The following is a 20583-nucleotide window of genomic DNA, read 5'->3' on the forward strand; positions in this document are numbered from 1 at the left end:
GAACCGGAACGGAGCGTACTTAAGGTACGCGAGTACCGGAAGCGGAGGAATGCATCGTTCGCAGGCCGGCCTCACCCGAATATGGACAGGGTCGAAAAAAAGAGGCTCCCGACCGATTTCCACGGCGGGAGCCTGACTGGAGCGCAGGAGGGCGCGCTCAGGGGAGGTCTTAAAAAAACGTTCGGCGTGTTGGTGAGCGGCGCGGCGTTGGCGATCATGCGCACCGCGCGCTCCCTGTGCTGGCCGGACTGCTCGGCGATGGCGCGCAGGCACTCGAGGCTCTCGGCGCCCCAGTTCTGACCCTTGCAGGCAAAGTCGATCGTGGATTCCGGCAGACGGGCGGTCTTGAGCGTGGTCTGCGCGCCCTCGACGACATTGGCCGGCGGATTGATCGAGGCGAAAGCCGGCCCTGAGGCAGGCGCGGCCAACATGGCGACAAAGGCGCAGGCGCCGATCAGCATGAACATCGCCATCGGATGGTCGCTGGCGCGCTGCCGCAGCGCAAGCTTCGGCCGGCGGTCATTGCGTTCCGGGGCGCCCAGGCGGCGGTTGGCATCAGCGGCGCGAACTTTCGCGAACATCGGTTGTTCCCTTCGTTATCTTTCTTTTTGCTATGAAACGAACATAATCGCACCAGGTAACTGCCGGATGGTCGGCGATGATTGCCTGTGTAACAGGATTGAAACAGATGCCGGACGCGCCAGCCTTCTCAATCCGAGGCAACCATTCGAGCGGCCATCGAAATGGTCAGCGCAGATATGCGCCTGCCGCGCCGGCCCGACTGTAAACAGCCTCACACAGCAACGCCTGAATCGAGCGCTCCGCCGCTGTCTACGCACGCCCGTGACCATCGAAACAGGCCTTCTCCGAGACGGGTATCCGCCTTCTGAATTGCCGTTCCGCTTCCTCGATTAAGACCCGGATTTTCCGGGATTTTTCCAGCTCGGGCGGGGCCGGATTCGCCGCCATCGAATTTGCACATTTCCACAAGCCATTGCATTTCAATGCAAAATATGCTTATATTGAATGAGCATTCAACAAAAAGCAGAGCATATCCATGAACCCGCACCTCCGTGACGTGGCGATCCCCAACGATTGGGACCGGCGGGGTTTGCCGGGGTGGAGCTACCATTCCAACGCCCTTCTCGAGCTCGAGAAGGAATATGTCTTCCGCAACCACTGGCAGATCGCCGGCCATGTTTCCGACGTGCCTAAACCGGGCGACTATCTGACCATGGATGTCGTCGGCGAACGCGCCCTGATCGTGCGCGGCAAGGACGGCGTCGTGCGCGCCTTCAACAACATGTGCCGCCACCGCGGCAGCCGCGTCGTCGCCGACAGCAAGGGCACCTGCAAGAACGCCCTGGTGTGCCCATTCCATGGCTGGGTCTACAATCTCGACGGCACGCTGCGCGGTGCTGCCCGTCCGCGCTCCTTTCCCGAGCTCGACAAGACCGAGTTCGGCCTGATGCCGCTCGACCTCGAAATCTGGATGGGCTTCATTTTCATCCGCTTCCGCAAGGGCGGCCCGCAGCCTTCGGTGGCCGAGCTGCTGAAGCCGATCGAGGCCGAGATGGCGCATTACAATGTCGCCGACATGGTCCCGTCCTGGGGCATCTGGACCCAGAAATCGCCCGTCAACTGGAAGTCGGTGCGCGACGTCGACAATGAAGGCTACCACGTCGCCATGGCGCACCCTGCGTTGCAGGACCTCTATGGCGCGACCTATTTCGACGAGCCCTTTATCAATGGCGTGTCGCGATCCTTCGCCACCTATAATCCGTACGCCGGACGGCGCTGGAGCGTTCGCGAGTACATCAAGCTCGGGCCTGAGGCCACGCATCTGCCGGAGCATCTGCGCAAGGCCTGGATCTATTACGGCATCTTTCCCAACAACGCGCTGTCGATCATGCCGGAATCCGTCCAGTTCTATCAGGAGTTCCCGCTGTCGACCGGCGAGACGCTGCTGCGCGGCGCCATCTACCGCTACAAGAACGAGACGCGCCAACAGGCAGCGGCCCGCTACCTCGCTTATCGCATCGACCGCGACACGATGAGCGAGGACGTGCAGCTCTCGGTGTGGTCGAACGAATCCATGCTGTCGGAAGCTTTCGAGGGCTTTTACCTCTCCGACCTCGAATACGGCGTGCGCACCCACCACGACCACCTGCGCAGGCAGATCCCGGTTCTGAACCTGGAGACGGCGCCCGAGGAAAAGGACATTTGGGGATTGAACGACGCGCTGCGGTCGAGGGGGTAGAGCGAGGCGCCGGAACTGCTGATCTCCCCCCTTGTGGGGGAGATTGGCCAATCACCCCCGCCAAACACCCTCTTTCCTGAGGTCATCCATAGTCCGCGAAATGCCTTCGCGCAGGATCGCCACCATGTCGTCGACCTGCTCGCGGCTGATGATCAGCGGCGGCGACATCACGCACATATTGATCAGCGGCCGCACCAGAAGCCCTAGCTCGTGGCAATGCGCATCGATGCGTTTGCCCACATTCTTGTCGAGCTGCAGCGGATCCTTGCTGTCGCGGTCGGCGACGCATTCGACGCAAGCCATCAGCCCGACGCCGCGCACCTCGCCGACCAGCGGCAGCTCTTCCAGCGTCTTCAGTCGCGCCTGGAAATAGGGCGCGATTTCACGCGTGTGGGCGAGCACGCCCTCTTCCAGCAGATCGAGATTCTTCAGCGCGACCGCGCAGCCGATCGGATGGCTGGTGTAGGTGAGCCCATGGCCGAACAGCGCATCGGGATGGTTGGAGCGGCGCAACTCTTCGAGCAGGCGCTCGGAGATGATGACGCCGCCGAGCGGGAAATAGCCCGACGTGACGCCCTTGGCGAAGGTGATCATGTCCGGGTCAATGCCGAACACGTCGCCGGAGGCAAAGACATGGCCGAGCCGTCCGAAGCCGGTCACCACCTCGTCCGAGACATAGAGGATGTCGTTCTCGCGGCAGATCTCGCGGATACGCTTCAGGTACCCGTCCGGAGGCACGATGACGCCTCCGGAAGCCTGCACCGGTTCGCCGACAAAGGCGCCGATGCGCTCCGCGCCGACGCGCGCGACGGTGTCGCGGAACTGGTCGACCAGGAAATCGGCGAAGGCGGCGATGCTCATCTCCTTCGGCCGCCGGAACGGGTCGGGCGAGGACAATTTGACCACCAGATCGTCGGCGCCGTCCATCCAGTCGCGGTCACGCGGCCGGCCGTTGAGCGAGGCCGACAGATAGGTCGAGCCGTGATAGGCGCCGCCACGGCTGAGGATCAGCTTCTTCTCCGGCCGTCCGCGCACATTGTTGTAGAACTGCATGAAGCGCAGCGCCGTCTCCACCGCCGAAGAGCCGCCGGTGGTGAAGAAGGTGTGGCTGAGGTCGCCAGGTGCCGCATCGGCGATGCGCCGGGCAAGCTCGGCCGAGGGCGCGTTCATCGTATACCAAGGCGTGTTGTAGGAGAGCGCCATCGCCTGGTCGTACATGACCTTGGCCAGCTCCTCGCGGCGATGGCCGACATTGATGCACCACATGCCGGCCGGGCCGTCGATGAGGCGCTTGCCGGAAGCGTCGGTGATGTAGATGCCGTGACCCTCGCCGATCAGCGCGCGCGCCTCGTTGCCGACCGAGCCGGCATAGGGCCAGGGCTGCAAGAGATGGCGCTTGGCGAGCTCGACCGCGTCGTCATCGCCGGCATCGATGAGTTCGCTTGCCTTGATTTTGCTTTGAGCCGCCATTTTCGCCTCGCATCGCCAGGGTTGTCAGATTTTCGTCGGATATCAACGATATGGAAAACCATGGAAATTCGGCTTTTCATCACTTCATTTTGAATATCCGTTCAATCAATATCGCAGAAATAGCGCTTGATTTCAATCGGCGGATGCGCTCATGATGAAAGAAAGCCGGCAAGCCAAGGAGCGATCGCGCTCCAAGCATAATTCGGGAACAGGCAGCCGGCGCCACGAATGGGAAGGCGCATGGCGGGACAGTCCGAGCCAGCTACCGAAATCACGCCCGGAGCGTTGCAATGACGGTTGCCGCGGAAGGGTCGCCCCCGTTGCGCATGGCGGGATCGAGACGAAGTCCCCTTCTGCAGTCGGAAGCCGTCCAGGGCTTTGCCCTGATCAGTCCCACCTTCGTCTACGCCCTCATTCTCCTCGTCCTGCCGATCCTGGTCGTCATCGCCCATTCCTTCTGGACCCAGAACTACCTCACCATCGACCACACGTTCACGCTGGAGAATTACCGGATCGCGCTGACCGAGCCGATTTACCGCGACCTGCTCTGGCGCTCGCTCTACATCTCGCTGACCGTCAGCCTGCTCACCGTGGCTCTGGCCTATCCGATCGCCTATTTCATTTCCTTCCATGGCGGCCGCCACAAGAGCCTGTGGCTGTTCCTCATCACCATCCCGTTCTGGACCAGCTACCTGCTGCGCGTGATGTCGTGGAAGGTGATCCTCGGCTACAACGGCGTGCTCAACTCCGGCCTGATGGGCCTCGGCATCATCGACGAGCCGTCGACGGCGCTACTCTACAATTCCACCGCCGTCATCATCACGCTGACCCATGCCTGGGCGACCTTCGCGATCCTGCCGATCTTCGTGTCGCTGGAGAAGGTCGACCGGACCCTGGTCGAAGCGGCGACCGATCTCGGTGACGGGCCGCTGCGCTCCTTCCTGCGCGTCACCCTGCCGCTGTCGGCGCCCGGCGTCATCTCGGCGGCGCTGATCGTCATGATCCCGACCGTCGGCGACTACGTCACGCCGAAGCTCGTCGGCGGCAAGGACGGCGTCATGATCGCCAACGCCATCCAGGCGCAATTCGGCAAGGCGTCGAACTGGCCGCTGGGTGCAGCACTTTCCGTAACCACGATGATCATCGTCTCGTTGATGGCCGGCGCCACTGTGCTGGTCTTCCGCGCCCTGCAGAGGCTGGCACGATGACGGCGATCAGACGTTACCTGCCCGACTGGCTGTCGAGTTATGCCGTTCTCTATCTGCTGTTTCTTTACCTGCCGGTGATCTTCCTGCCGATCTTCTCGATCAACACCGCGGCAACGCCCAAATTCCCGCTCTCGGGCGTGACGCTGCACTGGTACGAGGACCTGCCGCGCACGCCGGCGCTGATCGACGCTACCTGGAACAGCCTTATCGTCGGCGTCTCCGCCTCGATCCTGTCGACGGTGCTCGGCATCCTCGCGGCCCGCTCGATCACCCGCTACCGTTACCCGGGCCGCCGCGCCATCAACGGCCTGATTATGGCGCCGCTGGTGCTGCCGGAGGTGATCGTCGCCATCTCGATGCTGCTGGTCATGCTGCAGCTGGGCTTGAACCTGTCGCTGTTCACCGTGGTGCTCGGCCATGTCCTGGTCTGCATTCCCTATTCGATGACCGTGCTGACCTCCGGCTTCGAGGGTTTCGACCGCAGCCTCGAGGAGGCCTCCGCCGATCTCGGCGAGAGTGCGTTCGGCACCTTCCGGCGCGTGACGTTGCCGATGGTCGCGCCGGCGATCATCTCCAGCCTGCTCGTCTGCTTCACCATCTCGCTGGACGAATTCATCATCGCCTTCTTCCTCACCGGCACCGAGGCGACGCTGCCGATCTACATCTGGGGCCAGTTGCGGTTCGCGGCCAAGCTTCCCGGCGTGCTGGCGCTCGGCACCTTACTGCTCTTCGCGTCGTTCCTGCTGATGACGACTGCCGAAATCCTGCGCCGCCGCGCGGCGAGACGCACCCAGAACGAGGGAGGCCTCTATGCTTGAGCGGGTCCAGTCCGAGCGCACCCAAACCGATCGCACCATGATCGAGATCCGCGACGTTACCCGCAGCTACGGATCGTTCAAGGCGCTGGACAATGCCTCGCTGGCGATCAGGGAGGGCGAGTTCTTCTCGCTGCTCGGGCCTTCCGGCTGCGGCAAGACCACGCTTTTGCGCATGATCGCCGGCTTCGACAAGCCGACCAGCGGCTCGATCGCCGTCGACGGCCAGCCGATGGACGGCATTCCCGCCAACCGCCGGCCGACCAATATGGTCTTCCAGAGCTATGCGATCTTCCCGCATCTCAATGTCGAGCAGAATGTCGCCTACGGCCTGAAGCGGCTGAAGCTCGACGCCGGCGCGGAGAAGCACCGCGTCGGGGAAGCGCTGGCGCAGGTCTCGCTCACCGGGCTCGGCAAGCGCCGTGCCACCGAGCTCTCCGGCGGCCAGCGCCAGCGCGTGGCTTTGGCCCGCGCGCTGGTCATGCGGCCCAAGGTGCTGCTGCTTGATGAGCCGCTTTCGGCGCTGGACAAGAAGCTGCGCGAGCAGATGCAGGTCGAACTGCGCCGTCTGCAGCAGGCGGTCGGCATCACCTTCGTGCTGGTGACGCACGACCAGTACGAGGCCCTGGCGATGTCGGACCGCATCGCCGTGATGTTCGGCGGCAAGATCGCGCAGGTCGCTTCGCCGAAGGAAATCTACCAGCGCCCGGTCAACCGCCAGGTCGCCGATTTCCTCGGCGGCATGAATTTCGTCAAGGCCGAGATCGTCGAGGAAAACGGCGCTTCGCTGGTGCTCGACACACTGGGTTTCGGCCGTGTCAGGGCCGACAAGCCAAGGGCTTTCGTGCGCAATGGCGGCGCGGCCACGCTTGGCATCCGGCCCGAGCGGCTGCGTGTTTTATGGGACAACGCGACGGCGAAGTTCGAGGTCTCAGGCAAGGTCGTCGAGCGTCACTATTTCGGCGAGATCACGCATCTGATCGTCGAGATCCCCGGACTGGAAAAGCCGCTTTCGGTGACCGAGACCAACGATTTCGGCGCCGACGACATTCCGGTCGGCGCGCCGATCCGCCTCGCCTACGACCCCGAGGCGCTGGTGGCGATGGCGGACTGAATCTTTGCAGCAGCGATGCGCCCCGCCACGATCGCGCCTTCGACATAGCCCGGGAAAGACGGCGACACTTCCGAAGCGGCGAAATAGACCGGCGGCGCGCCGGCAAGGATCACGCGCTCGGCATCGCGTGCGGTCACATTGGTGATGAGGTCGCTATAGGCGCCGCCGCTCCAGCGGTCATGCGTCCAGTCGCGCGAGCTGAAATCGACGATGTCGGCGGCCCGCGGGCCGAGCGCCTGGACAAGCCTCGCGGTGATTTCCGCACGCAATGCCGCCTCGCCGAGCGCATGCCAGCGCAGCGCCAGCGGCCCGCCGACGAAGACGGCAAGCGCGGCATGGTCGGCATCCGTGCTGGCGTCGCAGGCAAACAGCCCCGGCTGGTCGCGCCACATGACCATGCCGCTCAAGGTGCGCTCGCGCCAAAAAGGTTTTGCGTAACGCACCAAGATCTTGATCACCGCGCCGCTTTCCCAGACGCCGAGCGCGCTCGCCAGCTCAGTCGGCAAAGACGGCGCGAAATCGAGCTTCGCGGCCGTCGCCGGCGGCAAGGCGACCAGCGCCGCGCCCGCCTCGACAACGCCGCCGATCGAGACGACGCGAATGCCTTGCCGCCGGCGCTCGATCCGCGTCGCGGCTTCGCCCAGCCGCAGGCGGTCGCCGAGATCTGCCGCCAGATCATCGGCCAGCGACTGCATCGTCTCGCGCAGGAAATACTGCAGCTCGAACACTTCGTTGGTGATGCGGCGATCATTGTCGATCAGGTACCACAACGGCACCTTGTCCAGCGGCAGGCACCACAGGCCCTCGATCATCGAACGAAAAGCTGCCTTGGCGTCGGCCGTGTCCGCCTGGCGCTCGAGCCATGTCGCCACTGTCAACCCGGCGATCGACGGATCGTCCGGCTCGATCCCGTTCATGCGCTCGCGGATTGCCCTCGCGACATGATAGCTCCGCTCCGCCCCCGCCGGCGTCATCGACGGATAGGTGATGAATTCGCCCTCGACATAGGTCTCGACGAAGGTCTTGCCGTGGGCCCTCGCCAGCGCCATCACTTCGGGCATGTCCACGCACAAGAACTGGCCGCCGCTGTCGACCAGTTCGCCGAGCCCATTGCGCACGGCCTCTACCCTGCCGCCGACGCGGTCGCGCGCCTCGAGCACAAGGAAATCGATGCCGGCGCGCTTCAATTCGAGCGCGGCGGACAGGCCGGTGAAGCCGGCGCCGACGATGACGATGTCGGTCCTTTCGATGACGCTGCTCAATAGCCGGCCTTGATCTTCTCGAACTCGGCCACCATGCGCTGCTTCAGATCCGGCGCCACCGGCTGCTGGAACAGCGTCTTGTCGAGGAACTTGTCGAGGTTGTCGAAGCCGCGTTCGGTGAGCAGCTTCTGGTCCATCGCCGCCATGCCCACGCTGTTGCCGTGACCGTAGCCGAAGGTCTTCACCATATACTCCGAAACGTCCGGCGCGTTGACGGCGCTCAGAAAATCATAGGCCTGGTCGAGCTTGCCCGGCGCATCCTTGAGCAGCACATAGCCGCACACCCAGGTCGAGATGCCTTCCTTGGTGTCGCGGTTCATGGCGATCGGCAGGCCCTGACCTTTCAATGTCCCATAGGTCTCGTTCCAGCCCCAGACCAGATCGACTTCGTTGCCGGTGAAGGCCTGGTTGAGGTCGGTGTCGTCCGTCCAGTAGAAGCGGACATTCTTGTGCACGTCGCGCAGGAAGGCGGAAGCCTGTCTGAACTGCTCGTCGGTCATCTTGGTCCAGTCCTTGAGCCCGATGACCAGGCTCGCCAGCGCATAGGCGTCATCGACATTGTCGCCGATGGTGACGCGGCCCTTGAATTTCGGATCGGCGAAGATCTTCAGCGACTGCGCCTCGTCCGCCGTCACCTTGTCGGTGCGATAGAGCAGCGAGGTGTTGCCCCAGTCGAAAGGCATGAACCAGGCCTTGCCGTCGGCGGTGGTGGCGAGATCCTTCATCGCCATGATGCCCGGATTGAGATCCTTCCAGCCGGCGATCTTCGAGGTGTCGAGCGGCTGCAGCAGACCGGCCTCGCGCCATTTCACCACGCTTTGCGAGCAGGGATGCGCGATATCGGCCTTGAAGCCGGCGCGCATCTTTTCGAAGGCCTCGTCCTCATCACCGAAGAAGGAGAAGGTCGGCTCGGCGCCGTGTTTGGCGGTATAGGCCGGATGCAGCAGCGGGTCCTCGTAACCGGACCAGTCGAAGACCACGAGATCGCCGCCGCCTTCGGCAAGCGCATAGGCGGAGCCCGCGCCGGTGGTGACGACGGCGGCCAAGGCGAGGCGGCGAAGCACGGATGTCATGGCGCGAGAACTCCCCCATCGCGAATGTATGGGGGAGGTTAAGAGAATTCCCCGGTTTTGGCGAGCCCGCCTGGTCGGGCTCCAGCCGCCGGCGCTACGCCGTTTCAATCAAGAGCGGTCGGTCGTTTCCACAGCACTCAATAGCCGGCTTTGATCTTCTCGAATTCGGCGATCATCTTGAGCTTGAGCTCCGAAGGCAGCGGCTGCTGGAACAGCGTCTTGTTCACCCACTTTTCCACGTCGTCGTAGCCTTTTTCCTTCAGGACCGCAGGATCGACGCCGGCCATGCCCTTGGCATTGGCCTGGCCGTAGCCCCAGTCCTTGACCAGCGTCTTGGCGACTTCGGGATCGTTGACGGCGCTGAGATAGTCATAGGCTTTGTCGATGTTGCCGGGCGCGTCCTTGAACAGCACGTAGCCGCAGACCCAGGTCGAGATGCCTTCGTCCGTGTCCTTCTTGGATTTGATCGGCACGCCGGCCTTGACCGACTGCACGGTCGCATCGTTCCAGGCCCAGGCGAGGTCGACCTCGCCGCCGGAAAGCAGCTGCACGATGTCGGTGGTGTCGGTCCAGTAGGAGCGGACATTCTTGTGCACCTGGCGCAGGAAATCGGATGCTTGGCGGAACTGGTCGTCCGTCATCTTGGTCCAGTCCTTGAGCCCGATGGCGAGGCTGGCCAGCGCGTAGGCGTCGTCGACATTGTCGCCGATCGAAACCCTGCCCTTGTATTTCGGATCGGCGAACGCCTTCAGCGACTGCACGTCCTTTTCGGCGATCTTGTCGGAATTGTAGGTAAGTTGGGTGTTGCCCCAGTCCCACGGCATGAACCAGGCCTTGCCGTCGGACGTCGTGGCAAGGTCCTTCATCGCCATGATGCCGGGGTTGAGATCCTTCCAGCCTGCGATCTTGGACGTGTCGAGCGGCTGCAGCAGCCCCGCCTCGCGCCACTTCACCACGCTCTGCGAGCATGGGTGGCCGAGATCGGACTTGAAGCCGGAGCGGATTTTTTCGAAGGCCTCGTCCTCGTCGCCGAAGAAGGCGAAGGTCGGCGAATCGCCGTTCTTCTCGACATACTTGCCGTGGAAGCTCGGATCCTCATAGCCGGACCAGTCGAAGACGATCAGATCCTTGTCGGCGGCGACCGCGAACGCCGCCGCCGAAGCGGCGAGCGCGCTCCCAAGCGCCAGGGTCAATGTCAGGCGTCGGCTGAGTTTCTTCATGCTGTTCCATCCTCTTTTGGTTTGCCGGTCTTGTTGGCCGGCTGTTGCTGTCCCCGGTTTTTGCTAGCCCCATCTTTTGCTTAGCCAAAGTGTTTCGGGAAGGCGGCGGCCAAGAACGCATTCGCCGCCTGCAATGCGGTCTCTCGCGTGGTGTCCTCGGTCCCCATCATCAGCCGCAGCCACAAGCCCTCGAGCATGGCGCTGAGCGCCAGCGCGATGACCTGCGGGTCATAGGTATAGTTGCCGCTCTGTTTGAGCGTCGCGCAGAGATCGATGAAGACCTGCTGGTAATAGGCGTCGCGCGAGCTGCTCAGCGCCTGGTAGGTCGGCCGCGACTTGGCCTCGCCCCAGAAGGCAAGCCACGCGGCAAGCTTGCGCTTGTTGCAGATCGAGCGGTCGAAATCGGCCCATACCAGATGCTGCAGCTGTCTCGCCGGATCGTCGCCCGCCTTCTGCAGGGAAGTGCGCCAATGCGCCGAATATTCGTCATACATGTGCTGCAGCGTGGCGATCAGCAGCTTTTCCTTGCTCTCGAAATGGAAGTTGACGATGCCGCGCGACAGGCCCGCGCCGTCGGCCACGTCAGCCATCGTCGTTTCGGCATAGCCGCGCTTGGCCAGGGAATCGATCGTCGCCTCGATCAGCTGCAGTCGCCGGACCTCTTTCGAGGCCTTGCGGCCACGCTTTTCGGCGTCGCCTTTCCGCGCCGTTTCGGGGAGAGCATCGCTCGCCTCTGCAGTCTTCATGGGTGTGACGATCTCCAGCATTGCCGGCTATCCGACCGGCTTCCAACCGCGCAGATGAGTGGGGCGGTGCTCGCCACTGTCAAGCACCTTCTGCATCGCCTCCCAGGTCTTGATGTTCTTGTCGACATAGGCCGCGCCGACCGCTGCCGCGGCCTGCGCATAGAGCGGCCCCTTGAGCCGCGAAAGCTCTTCGCGCGCGACCTCGCGGTACCACGGATTGCGGTCGCGGATGGTGATGTCGGTAAAGCCGGCGCACCGCATCGCTTCGGCATAGCGCGCCGGCGAGGCCATGGCGAAGGAGAGCCCTTCGGCCGCGACATAGGCCTTCATCTGAGGCGACGGCTCGCCGTCATGCGAAATCATCCAGTTCGACGCCGTAAACACCCCGCCAGGCTTCAGCACGCGAAGGATATCGGCGAACAGCGCGTCCTTGCCCGGCACATGCAAAAGCGCGTCCTTGGAGAAGACGACGTCGAAGGAGGCGTCCGTGAAAGGCAGCGGCCCCGGCGGCGCCTGGACGAAGTCGACATGGTCATCGAGGCCCTGTCTGATCGCCCCTCGCCTCGCAGTCTCGATCACCGGCTTCTCGACATCGAAGCCGGTGGCCCGAGCCGCGCCGTGCGTTGCCACCAGATGCAGCGTGATGCCGCCGGCGCCGCAGCCGATATCGAGGATCGTCTTGCCCTTGAGGGAGAGGCCTTCGACCACGCGGTCGACCTCCTCCGGGCCACCCGGCGAAAGGTAGCCTTCGCCCCACAGCGCTTCGAGGAAGCGGATGGCGGTGTCGTCATATTCCGGCTCGGCGTCGGCCGTTTCGATCATCGGATCCTCAACCTCAAATGCCGATGCGGATCAATCCAGAAATCAAGGCAAAGCCTAGCGCATCAATGGGAAAACGCAACACCATTTGTTGAACATTCATTCAATATGGCTGGACAAAAAACTGTGATCCGTGCCAAATTCGGGCAATCGGGAACAAGACGCACCGAGCAATTCCAGGAAAAGCGTGACGCGGTTTTCCGGAATTGCGGAGAAACAAGCAGATAGGGCAACCGGCTGGAGGTTCGGCGCGCATGAAGGCATGGGACGCGATCGTCATCGGCGGCGGCCATAACGGGCTGGTCAACGCCTGCTATCTGCAGCGTGCCGGGCTGGACGTACTGGTGGTCGAGAAGAACGATTGGGTCGGCGGCGCGGCCACCAGCCGCGAGCTGACGCCGGGCTTCCTCTATTCCAACTGTTCCTATGTCTGCTCGCTGTTCCGGCCCGAGATCATGCGCGACCTGGAGCTGCCGCGCTTCGGCCTGCAGGTGATCTCCTATGAAGGCGGCGCGGTGTTCACGCGCGACGGCGACTACCTCGCCAACTACCGCGATCATGACGCGCATCGCCGCGAGTTCGCCCGCTTTTCGAAGCGCGACGCCGAGGCCTATGACCGCTATTCGCGCGACGTCACGAGGCAGTGCCGCTTCATCCAGCCGCTCTTGATGCGCACCGCGCCCGACCCGACGAGCTTCAGGCCGCGCGACCTTGGCGAGCTGCTTTATCTCGGCAGGAAATTCGCCGGCCTCTCGGCCGAGGAGATGGCGTTGACCTTGCGCTTCTGGACGATGTCGATCTCGGACTTCCTCGACGAATATTTCGAGACCGACGTCATCAAGGCGAACTTCGCGCTGTCCGGCATCATCGGCACGGCGCTCGGCCCGATGTCGCCGGGCACGGCCTATGTGCTCCTCCACCACTATATGGGCGAGGTCGACGGCTCGGTCGGCGCCTGGGGCTATGCGCGCGGCGGCATGGGTGCCGTCACCAGGGCGCTGGCCGCTTCCTTCAAGGCCTCGGGCGGCACCATCCGCACCGGCGCCGAGGTTGACCACGTGCTGGTGAAGAACGGCAGGGCAAAGGGCGTCGTGCTTGCCGGCGGCGAGGAGATTTACGGCAAGCTCGTGATCTCCAATGCCGACGTCAAGCGCACCTTCCTGAAGCTGGTCGAGGAGAAGGAACTGCCCGACATCTTCCTGCGCCGCGTCCGCAATTTCAAAATTCGCGGCTCATCCGGCAAGGTCAACATCGCGCTCGATTCCCTGCCCGAATTCCCGGCTTTGCCGAAGGATTCGCCGGTCTACCGCGCCGACATGCATTTCACCGATTCCATCGAGCGCATGGAGCGCGCCTATGACGACTGGAAGGCCGGGCACTGGTCGGCCGACCCCTTCCTCGACATGATGATCCCGACGACGCTCGACCCGACCATGGCGCCGCCGGGCAAGCATTTCATGAGCTGCTTCGTCCAATACGCGCCGCCGAGGATAAGGGGGGCGGACTGGACCGATGCCGACCGCGACGGCTTCGCCGAAAGCGTGATTGCGCAGATCGCCGACTATTCGCCCGGCTTCCGCGACCGCATCGTCCATATGGAAGTGCGAACGCCGCGCGAGATCGAGGCCGAGGTCGGCCTCACCGAAGGCAACATTTTTCAGGGCGAGCTCACCTTCGACCAGCTGCTCTTCAACCGCCCGGTGCCGGGCTACGCGCAATACCGCTCGCCGCTCAGTGGGCTCTATATGTGCGGCTCTTCCACCCATCCGGGCGGCGGCGTCATGGGCGCGCCCGGACGCAATGCCGCCGCCGAGATCCTGCGCGATCTTGCCAAGCCAACCCTGCATATGAGCCCTGCCCATGACGTCATCTGATTTGAGCTGGGACGCCATCGTCATCGGCGGCGGCCATAATGGCCTCGTCGCCGCCGCAACGCTGGCCAAATCCGGCCGCAAGGTGCTGCTGCTCGAGGCCGGCAACGAGGTCGGCGGCGCCGCGCGCACCGAGGAATTCGCGCCGGGCTTCCGCGTCTCCGCGGTCGCGCATCTGCTCAATCGACTGCATCCCGATGTGGTGAAGACGCTGGAGCTGGAACGCCAGGGACTGACGGTAGAGTGCGGCGACTTCGTGCCGTCGGTTGCGCTGTCGAGAGACGGTCCGCTGGTGCTGCACGGCGCCTATGGCGAGGTGCTGACGGGCGCCAGCCCTTCGGAACAGTCCGCCTGGAAAGATTTGCGCGCGCAATTGCTGCGCTATGCCGGCGTACTGAAGCCTTTCCTGTCGCGCCGACCGCCTGATCTTGGCGGCATGTCGCTGGCCGAGATGACCGGGCTCGGCCAGACCGCGCTGGCGCTGAAGCGGCTCGGCAGGGAAGACATGCGCGACTTCCTGCGCGTGCTTCTGATGAATGTCTACGACCTGCTCGACGAGCAGCTGTCGGACGACCGTCTGAAGGGCCTGCTTGCTTTCGACGCGACGCTCGGCTCACATCTTGGGCCGCGCTCGCCGACTTCGCTGCTCGGCCTCTACTACAAGCTTGCCGGCGAGATAGGCGGCCTTGCCGGCGCGCAGATCCAGCCGAAAGGCGGCATGGGCGCTGTCGTCGCCGCCATCCGCGCGGCGGCGGATAGGGCGGGCGTTTCGATCCGCCCGGCTTCGCCAGTCGCCAAGGTGATCGTCGAGAAGGGCCGCGCCGTCGGCGTCGTCACGCAGGGCGGCGAAACGCTGCAGGCCAAGATCGTCGTCTCCGCGATCAACCCGGCGACGACTATCCTCGATCTTGTCGGCCCGCGCGAGGTTGACACCGGCTTCGTGCGCAAGGTGAAGAACATCCGCATGAAGGGCGATGCGGCCAAGCTCCATCTGGCGCTCGACCGGCCGCCGCAATTTTCGGGCGTCGACGCCGCCGGCCACAAGGGCCGCCTCGTCGTCGCGCCTTCGCCCGACCATGTCGAGCGCGCCTTCAATCCGTCGAAATATGGCGAGTTCTCGCCCGAGCCGGTGATGGAGATCACGCTGCCCAGCCTGGCCGACCCATCGCTCGCCCCATCCGGCGCCTGCGTGCTTTCGGCCGTGGTGCAATACGCGCCTTATGCATTGAGAGAGGGCTGGGCCGCCGGCAAGCCGCGCTTCCTCAAGGCGATGATGGCGCAGCTCGAGACCTATGCGCCGGGCATCGGCGCAACCGTCCGCCATGCCGAGCTTTTGACGCCCGCCGACATCGAGGCGCGCTACCGCATGCCTGGCGGCCACTGGCACCACGGCGAGTTGCAGGCCGACCAGATGCTGATGTCACGGCCGGTCTCCGGCTGGTCGGGCTACGACACGCCGCTCGAAGGGCTGTTCCTTGCCGGCGCCGGCTCGCATCCGGGCGGCGGCATTTCCGGCGCGCCCGGCCTCAACGCCGCGCGCCGCATCATCGCGATGAGGGCATGAAGATGCTTTTGCAAATCGCTGAAGTCGCGCTCCATGGCGCCCCCCTCTGGCCTGCCGGCCATCTCCCCCACGACGGGGGAGATCAGCAGCTCGATCTGTCGGCGCTTTTCTTGCGACGTTGGAGATTGGCGAAAGCCAGCGTGACGTCCAATCTCCCCCCTTGTGGGGGAGATGTCCGGCAGGGCAGAGGGGGGCGCGAAGGAACGCCGTCATGAACCATCATCCCACCATAAAGCCGTCGACCGACACCCGCACCCTCGCCCAATCCCACTTCCGCACTTTGCGCATGGGCACGCCCTTCCAGCCGCGCATCGACGCGCTGGCGCTGACGAACGACTGGTACAACTGGGCCGGCTACCGCGCGCCGCATTCGCTGTGGGACGAGAAGCTCGAATATTTCGCCATCCGCAGCCAGGCGGCGCTGTTCGACATCTCGCCGATGACCAAATACCGGATCGAGGGTCCGGACGCCGAAGCCTATCTCGACCGCGTCACGCTGCGCGACGTGACAAAGCTGAAACCCGGCCGCGTCCACTACACCGCCTGGTGCGACGACGAAGGTTTCGTGCTCGACGACGGCACGCTGTTCCGGCTGTCGGCAACACGCTTCCGACTGTGCTCGCAGGAAAGGCATCTGCCCTGGCTGCTCGACAGCGCGATCGGCTATGAGATCAGTGTCGAGGAAGAGACCGAAGCGGTCGCCGGACTGGCGCTCCAGGGCCCGACCTCCTTCGCCATCCTGCGCGAAGCGGGCTTTGCAGGCGTCGAGCGGCTGAAAATCTTCGACGTCGCCGAGTTCGCGCATGACGACGCTGCGGTGACCATCTCGCGCACCGGCTTCACCGGCGATCTCGGCTACGAATTGTTCGTGCCGGCCGACAAGGCGCTGTGCCTGTGGGACCGGCTGATGGCGGCGGGCGAGCTGCGCGGCATTCGCGCTATTGGCTATACCGCGCTGAACCGCGCCCGGCTGGAGGCGGGGCTGATCGTCGCCAATGCCGATTTCACAGCTGCCGAGCACGCGATCCGCGCCGACCGCCTGCGCATGCCGGACGAGATCGGCCTCGGCTTCATGATCGATCCGGACAAAGGCCATTTCAACGGCCGCCGCGCCATCCTCGAAGCCCGGACGAAGAAGAAGCTGCGCCATGTGCTGGTCGGCCTGGAGATCGACGGCAACATCCCGGCCGAGCATGCGATCGTCTACTACAAGAAGAGCCGGGAAGTCGGGCTGGTCAGCGCGGCGATGTGGTCGCCCATGGCCAAGCGCAACATCGCGCTCGCCTCGCTGCGGCGACCCTATGGCGAAACAATCGTCGACGACCTCTGGGTCGAGATTTACGCCATGCGCGAGCTGCAGTACCAGAAGCTGATGAAAAAGGCGAAATTGGTGCCGAGGCCCTTCATCAAGCTCGACCGCCGCACCGCCAACCCGCCCGCGGACTTTTGACTATGGCAAGCGAAGCGGAAGACCTGGAAGCGGAAGCCGCCGAGCAGTGGCAACTGGTCAACACGCCACTCGGCGAGATGTGGTCCGGCCGCACCCGCTACGCGGCGGCGATGTATTTCTTCAAGCGCGGCGAGATGAACGCCGAGACGCTCGAGGTCTACCGCATTTGCGCCCGGCTCGACCATGAGGATCCCCTGCCAATCATCCGCGACCGCAGCGTCGGCAAGGAATGGCTGAAGCGCATGGGCCACCGCTGACAGCGCGCCAAGACCCTGCCGAGATTCAGGTCAGGCCAAGTCGAAAACAGTGGCTCTCGAGAACCGGAGCGGAGCGTACTTAAAGTACGTGAGCACCGGAAGCGCAGAGAGCCGCTGTTTGCAGGCCGGCATCACCTGAATATCGACAGGGTCTCAGCCGATCGTGCGTTCAAGCACGCTCAACCAATTGCGATAAGCGATCTTCTCGATCAGCGCGCGCCCGAAACCGCGTGCCGCCAGCGCATCGATGAGCTTCGGCAGACCGGCGACGTCGCCGATGGAGGCCGGGATCATGGCGCCGTCGAAATCCGAGCCCAGTCCGACGCCGTCTTCACCCAGCGCCTGCAACAGCGAGTCGATGTGGCGCACCATGATATCAATGCTGGTGTCGGCGTTCATGCGGCCGTCCTCGCGCAGGAAGCCGGTGGCGAAGTTCAGGCCCACCATGCCGCCGGACTCGCGGATCGCGCCGAGCTGCCAGTCGGTCAGGTTGCGCGAATGGCCGCAGATCGCATGCACATTGGAATGGGTCGCGACCAGCGGCGCATCGCTAAGCTCGGCCACGTCACGAAAACCCTTCTCGTTGAGATGCGAGAGGTCGATCATGATCCTGAGCTGGTTGCACGCCTTGACCAGCGCCTTGCCGGCATCGGTGAGACCAGGCCCGGTGTCGGGCGAGGACGGAAAGCGGAACGGCACGCCGTTGCCGAAGGCGTTGGGGCGGCTCCAGACGATGCCCAGCGAGCGCAGCCCTGCGGCATGCAGCACATCGAGCATGGCAAGCCCCGGATCGATCGCCTCGACCCCTTCGATGTGGAACACCGCCGCGATCGAGCCCTTGGCCATCGCGTCCCGCACATCGCCGGCGCTGCGGCAGACGGTCAGAGCGCCGGCGCGCTCCAGCCGGAACAGGATCGAAGCCATGCCGATTGTCGAGGTGATCGCCTCGGCCTGGGGCAGTTCCGGCGGCAGCGGTTCATTGTCGCTCGGCGCCGGCGGCACGGCGCTGCGTTTCGACTTTTCGACCGGCGGCGGAAAGATCGCGAACATGCCGCCGGCAAAGCCGCCCTTCCTCGCGCGCGGCAGATCGATATGCCCGCCCGGCGTCCCCTCGATGAACAGCTTTTCGACGTCGGCTTCCTTCGACTGGTAGAGCCGAAGCAGCGTGTCGTTATGTCCGTCGAAAACGGGGATCAGGTCGGTATCGGTCATCAGGGAGCCATTCAAATCGGGGACGGGCGGGACGACAGATTTCGTCCGGGCGAACCGTCAACTTAGGCAAGATGACCGGACGGTGCAAATGCCAAGAGCTTCCCCTTCTCCCCTTGTGGGAGAAGGTGGATCGGCGCGATAGCGCCGAGACGGATGAGGGGTGTTCCAGCGGAGTGAGACGCTGGCTTTTCCTGGAACACCCCTCATCCGGCCGCTGCGCAGCCACCTTCTCCCACAGGGGGAGAAGGGAAAGACGGTGCTACTGTTTCAGCACATCCGCCCATTCCGGGTGGCGGCGGAACTGGGCGTTGGCGAAGGGGCAGAGCGGGATGATCTTTTTGCAGGCGGCGCGCGCATCCTCGACCGCGCGCGTGACGAGCCGAAGCCCGGCGCCCTGGCCGCGAAAGACGTCCGGCACCTCGGTGTGGTCGATGATCAGCTGGTGCTCGCCGATCTTGGTGAACGTCATCTCGGCCTCGGCGCCGCCCGGGCCGCGCAGCACGTAACGTCCCTTGGAGCCGCGGTCTTCCAGTTCGATCTCGGGCAGTTGGTCGGCCATGTTATTTGCCTCCTCCGGCAACCGGCGCCGGCGCAAAAAGCCGCCGCGCCGCCTCGATTTCATTGGGCCGAACCTCGTGCCCGCCGTCGTGCCATTCCACTGTGACATCGGCGCCGTCGGCGCGCAAATAGGCCTCGAGCCGCGACGTCAAATTGGGCGGACAGATCGGGTCGCGCCTGCCGGCCGTGATCAGGATGCGGCGGCCGGCAAGGCTGCCCTGGACGCGGGGTTCGAACGGGATCAGCGGATGCATCAACGCCGCGGCGTCGAACAGGCCCGGCTCGCCAAACACCACCGAGGCCAGGATGTTGGCGCCGTTGGAGTAGCCGAGGCCGAACACCGCCGAGGCTTTTGCGGTCTCGACATGCGCCTTGACGAAGCCCGCCATCTTCGAGGTCGCGCGCGCCAGGTCGTCCATGTCGTAGACGCCCTCGCTGGTGCGGCGAAAGAACCGGGGAGCACCGTGCTCCGACACATCGCCGCGCGGCGAGACGATCGTCGCCGAAGGCATAAGCTCGCGGCCGAAGCCGAGAAGCTGGTTCTCGTCGGCGCCGGTGCCGTGGAGGACGAAGAGCAGCGGGCTGCCCGGCGAACCGGGCAGCACCTTGTGGATGTAAGCGTCCTTGCTCATGGCTCAGTCTTCCAGCTTCTGCAGATGCTGTTCGAGATAGGGCCGCAGATGCTGGTGCTGCGCCGGCAGCCTCAGCGCCTCGCCGAGATGCGCGGTGTCCTCGTCGCGGTCGAAGCCCGGCTCGTTGGTCGAAACCTCGAACAGCACGCCGCCCGGCGTGCGGAAATAGATCGCCCAGAAATAATCGCGATCGATGACCGGCGTCACGCCATAGCCCGTGTCGACCAGCGCCTTTCGAACTTCCAACTGCTTGGCGCGATTCTCGACCGCGAAGGCGACATGGTGCACCGAGCCGGCGCCAAGATTGGCAAAGCCGGCGCCCGGCAGCGATTCGATGTCGACGACATCGGCGCCGTTGCCGTTCTTGATCGCCAGCCGGCGAATATTGCCGGACTTGTCGACCTCCTCATAGCCCATGAACTTCAAAAGCTCCTCGGTGGCGCCGCCGTCCTTCAGCCGGAGCGAGACCGAGTGAAAGCCGCGGATCGCCTCGTCGCCGGGAACGCCGCCTTTGATCCACGGCACGCGTTTGTCAGCCTTGTCCTCGACGAGCGCGAAACTGTCGCCGTCGGGACCGGTGAAAGTAAGCCGCTTCTCGCCAAAAGCTTCCGCGCGGGCGACGTTGCCCACGCCTTCATCGGCGAAGCGCTTTTGCCAATAGGCCAACGTGCCTTCCGGCACCGAGAACACCGTCGAGCCCACCTCGCCGACGCCGTGCCGGCCCTTGGCGATATCGGGGAACGGGAAATAGGTCATCACCGAACCCGGCGTGCCGACCTCGTCGGCATAGTAGAGATGGTAGACGTCCGGCGCGTCGAAATTGACGGTCTTCTTCACCCGGCGCAGGCCAAGCTTTTTCGTAAAGAACTCATTGTTGCGGCGCGCGTCGCTCGCCATCGAGGTGACGTGATGCAGCCCCTGTATCTGATTGAGCATAGTCGTGCTCCTTCCCTTGTCCTTGTGCGACCCTTGCCGCTGTCCACGCCAATATGAGGATGAGCGGGCCGGCGGCAAAGCGGGCAAACAAAGAATGGACTGTATCATAAAAGTGA

At 64.1% G+C, this 20583-nt stretch carries 19 protein-coding genes; 8 read left to right on the forward strand and 11 right to left on the reverse strand.

What is annotated here, in order from left to right:
- Nucleotides 1-71: 71 nt before the first annotated feature.
- Entirely contained in the window at nucleotides 72-581 is a 510-nt protein-coding gene (locus FJW05_RS14300; protein WP_246673425.1) for a hypothetical protein, read from the reverse strand.
- Between the two features lie 476 nt (nucleotides 582-1057).
- Between FJW05_RS14300 and FJW05_RS14305 the strand changes: the two genes are divergently transcribed.
- Nucleotides 1058-2260: an aromatic ring-hydroxylating dioxygenase subunit alpha gene (locus FJW05_RS14305; RefSeq protein ID WP_140633086.1), complete on the forward strand. Its 1203-nt coding sequence runs from the start codon at nucleotides 1058-1060 to the stop codon at nucleotides 2258-2260.
- Nucleotides 2261-2311: 51 nt separating this feature from the next.
- Here the strand turns inward: FJW05_RS14305 and FJW05_RS14310 are convergent, their stop codons facing one another.
- The gene (locus FJW05_RS14310; RefSeq protein ID WP_140633089.1) at nucleotides 2312-3730 is read right to left on the reverse strand and encodes an aminotransferase; all 1419 of its coding nucleotides are present in this window, start codon (nucleotides 3728-3730) and stop codon (nucleotides 2312-2314) included.
- A 290-nt stretch (nucleotides 3731-4020) separates the two neighbouring features.
- Here FJW05_RS14310 and FJW05_RS14315 point away from each other — a divergent pair, with 290 nt between their 5' ends.
- Genes FJW05_RS14315 through FJW05_RS14325 form a run of 3 tightly spaced genes read left to right on the forward strand, consistent with a single transcriptional unit; the run spans nucleotide 4021 to nucleotide 6867 of the window.
- Entirely contained in the window at nucleotides 4021-4938 is a 918-nt protein-coding gene (locus FJW05_RS14315) for an ABC transporter permease (protein ID WP_140544275.1), read from the forward strand.
- On the forward strand, nucleotides 4935-5756 hold the full coding sequence (locus tag FJW05_RS14320; RefSeq protein WP_140633092.1) for an ABC transporter permease: 822 nt from the start codon (nucleotides 4935-4937) through the stop codon (nucleotides 5754-5756). The genes FJW05_RS14315 and FJW05_RS14320 overlap by 4 nt, the downstream gene beginning before the upstream one ends.
- A 37-nt stretch (nucleotides 5757-5793) precedes the next feature.
- On the forward strand, nucleotides 5794-6867 hold the full coding sequence (locus tag FJW05_RS14325) for an ABC transporter ATP-binding protein (RefSeq protein ID WP_140633261.1): 1074 nt from the start codon (nucleotides 5794-5796) through the stop codon (nucleotides 6865-6867).
- Here FJW05_RS14325 and FJW05_RS14330 read toward each other — a convergent pair.
- The 5 genes from FJW05_RS14330 to FJW05_RS14350 all read right to left on the reverse strand — a co-directional run bounded on the left by FJW05_RS14330 (nucleotide 6831) and on the right by FJW05_RS14350 (nucleotide 11990).
- Nucleotides 6831-8129 (reverse strand): flavin monoamine oxidase family protein, encoded by a 1299-nt coding sequence (locus FJW05_RS14330; protein WP_140633095.1) that lies wholly within the window; start codon nucleotides 8127-8129, stop codon nucleotides 6831-6833. The genes FJW05_RS14325 and FJW05_RS14330 overlap by 37 nt on opposite strands.
- The gene (locus FJW05_RS14335; protein ID WP_140633098.1) at nucleotides 8126-9202 is read right to left on the reverse strand and encodes an extracellular solute-binding protein; all 1077 of its coding nucleotides are present in this window, start codon (nucleotides 9200-9202) and stop codon (nucleotides 8126-8128) included. Before FJW05_RS14335 ends, FJW05_RS14330 begins: the two co-directional genes overlap by 4 nt.
- A 137-nt stretch (nucleotides 9203-9339) precedes the next feature.
- The gene (locus FJW05_RS14340; protein WP_140633101.1) at nucleotides 9340-10422 is read right to left on the reverse strand and encodes an ABC transporter substrate-binding protein; all 1083 of its coding nucleotides are present in this window, start codon (nucleotides 10420-10422) and stop codon (nucleotides 9340-9342) included.
- Between the two features lie 80 nt (nucleotides 10423-10502).
- Nucleotides 10503-11189, reverse strand: a complete 687-nt coding sequence (betI, locus tag FJW05_RS14345; protein WP_140544267.1) for a transcriptional regulator BetI — start codon at nucleotides 11187-11189, stop codon at nucleotides 10503-10505.
- 6 nt (nucleotides 11190-11195) lie between these two features.
- On the reverse strand, nucleotides 11196-11990 hold the full coding sequence (locus tag FJW05_RS14350; RefSeq protein WP_140633104.1) for a methyltransferase domain-containing protein: 795 nt from the start codon (nucleotides 11988-11990) through the stop codon (nucleotides 11196-11198).
- Between the two features lie 251 nt (nucleotides 11991-12241).
- Here FJW05_RS14350 and FJW05_RS14355 point away from each other — a divergent pair, with 251 nt between their 5' ends.
- The 4 genes from FJW05_RS14355 (at nucleotide 12242) to FJW05_RS14370 (ending at nucleotide 17129) form a co-directional block, all read left to right on the forward strand.
- Nucleotides 12242-13861, forward strand: a complete 1620-nt coding sequence (locus tag FJW05_RS14355; protein ID WP_140633107.1) for an NAD(P)/FAD-dependent oxidoreductase — start codon at nucleotides 12242-12244, stop codon at nucleotides 13859-13861.
- Nucleotides 13848-15422: an NAD(P)/FAD-dependent oxidoreductase gene (locus FJW05_RS14360; protein ID WP_140633109.1), complete on the forward strand. Its 1575-nt coding sequence runs from the start codon at nucleotides 13848-13850 to the stop codon at nucleotides 15420-15422. Before FJW05_RS14355 ends, FJW05_RS14360 begins: the two co-directional genes overlap by 14 nt.
- 211 nt (nucleotides 15423-15633) lie before the next feature.
- Nucleotides 15634-16872 carry an aminomethyltransferase family protein gene (locus FJW05_RS14365; RefSeq protein ID WP_140633112.1) on the forward strand — a complete coding sequence of 413 codons (1239 nt, stop codon included), beginning with the start codon at nucleotides 15634-15636 and terminating at the stop codon, nucleotides 16870-16872.
- 2 nt (nucleotides 16873-16874) lie between these two features.
- Entirely contained in the window at nucleotides 16875-17129 is a 255-nt protein-coding gene (locus tag FJW05_RS14370; RefSeq protein WP_140633115.1) for a hypothetical protein, read from the forward strand.
- 153 nt (nucleotides 17130-17282) lie between these two features.
- Here FJW05_RS14370 and FJW05_RS14375 read toward each other — a convergent pair whose 3' ends face one another.
- The 4 genes from FJW05_RS14375 to FJW05_RS14390 form a co-directional block, all read right to left on the reverse strand.
- The gene (locus FJW05_RS14375) at nucleotides 17283-18341 is read right to left on the reverse strand and encodes a dipeptidase (protein WP_140633118.1); all 1059 of its coding nucleotides are present in this window, start codon (nucleotides 18339-18341) and stop codon (nucleotides 17283-17285) included.
- A 259-nt stretch (nucleotides 18342-18600) separates the two neighbouring features.
- The gene (locus FJW05_RS14380; RefSeq protein WP_140633121.1) at nucleotides 18601-18900 is read right to left on the reverse strand and encodes a GNAT family N-acetyltransferase; all 300 of its coding nucleotides are present in this window, start codon (nucleotides 18898-18900) and stop codon (nucleotides 18601-18603) included.
- 1 nt (nucleotide 18901) lies between these two features.
- Nucleotides 18902-19531, reverse strand: coding sequence for an alpha/beta hydrolase (locus FJW05_RS14385; RefSeq protein ID WP_140633124.1), 630 nt, complete (start codon nucleotides 19529-19531; stop codon nucleotides 18902-18904).
- A gap of 3 nt (nucleotides 19532-19534) precedes the next feature.
- Nucleotides 19535-20467: a VOC family protein gene (locus tag FJW05_RS14390; protein WP_140633127.1), complete on the reverse strand. Its 933-nt coding sequence runs from the start codon at nucleotides 20465-20467 to the stop codon at nucleotides 19535-19537.
- Between the last annotated feature and the right edge of the window lie 116 nt (nucleotides 20468-20583).

Source organism: Mesorhizobium sp. B2-9-1 (genome assembly GCF_006439455.1).
Taxonomy (GTDB): Bacteria; Pseudomonadota; Alphaproteobacteria; order Rhizobiales; family Rhizobiaceae; genus Mesorhizobium.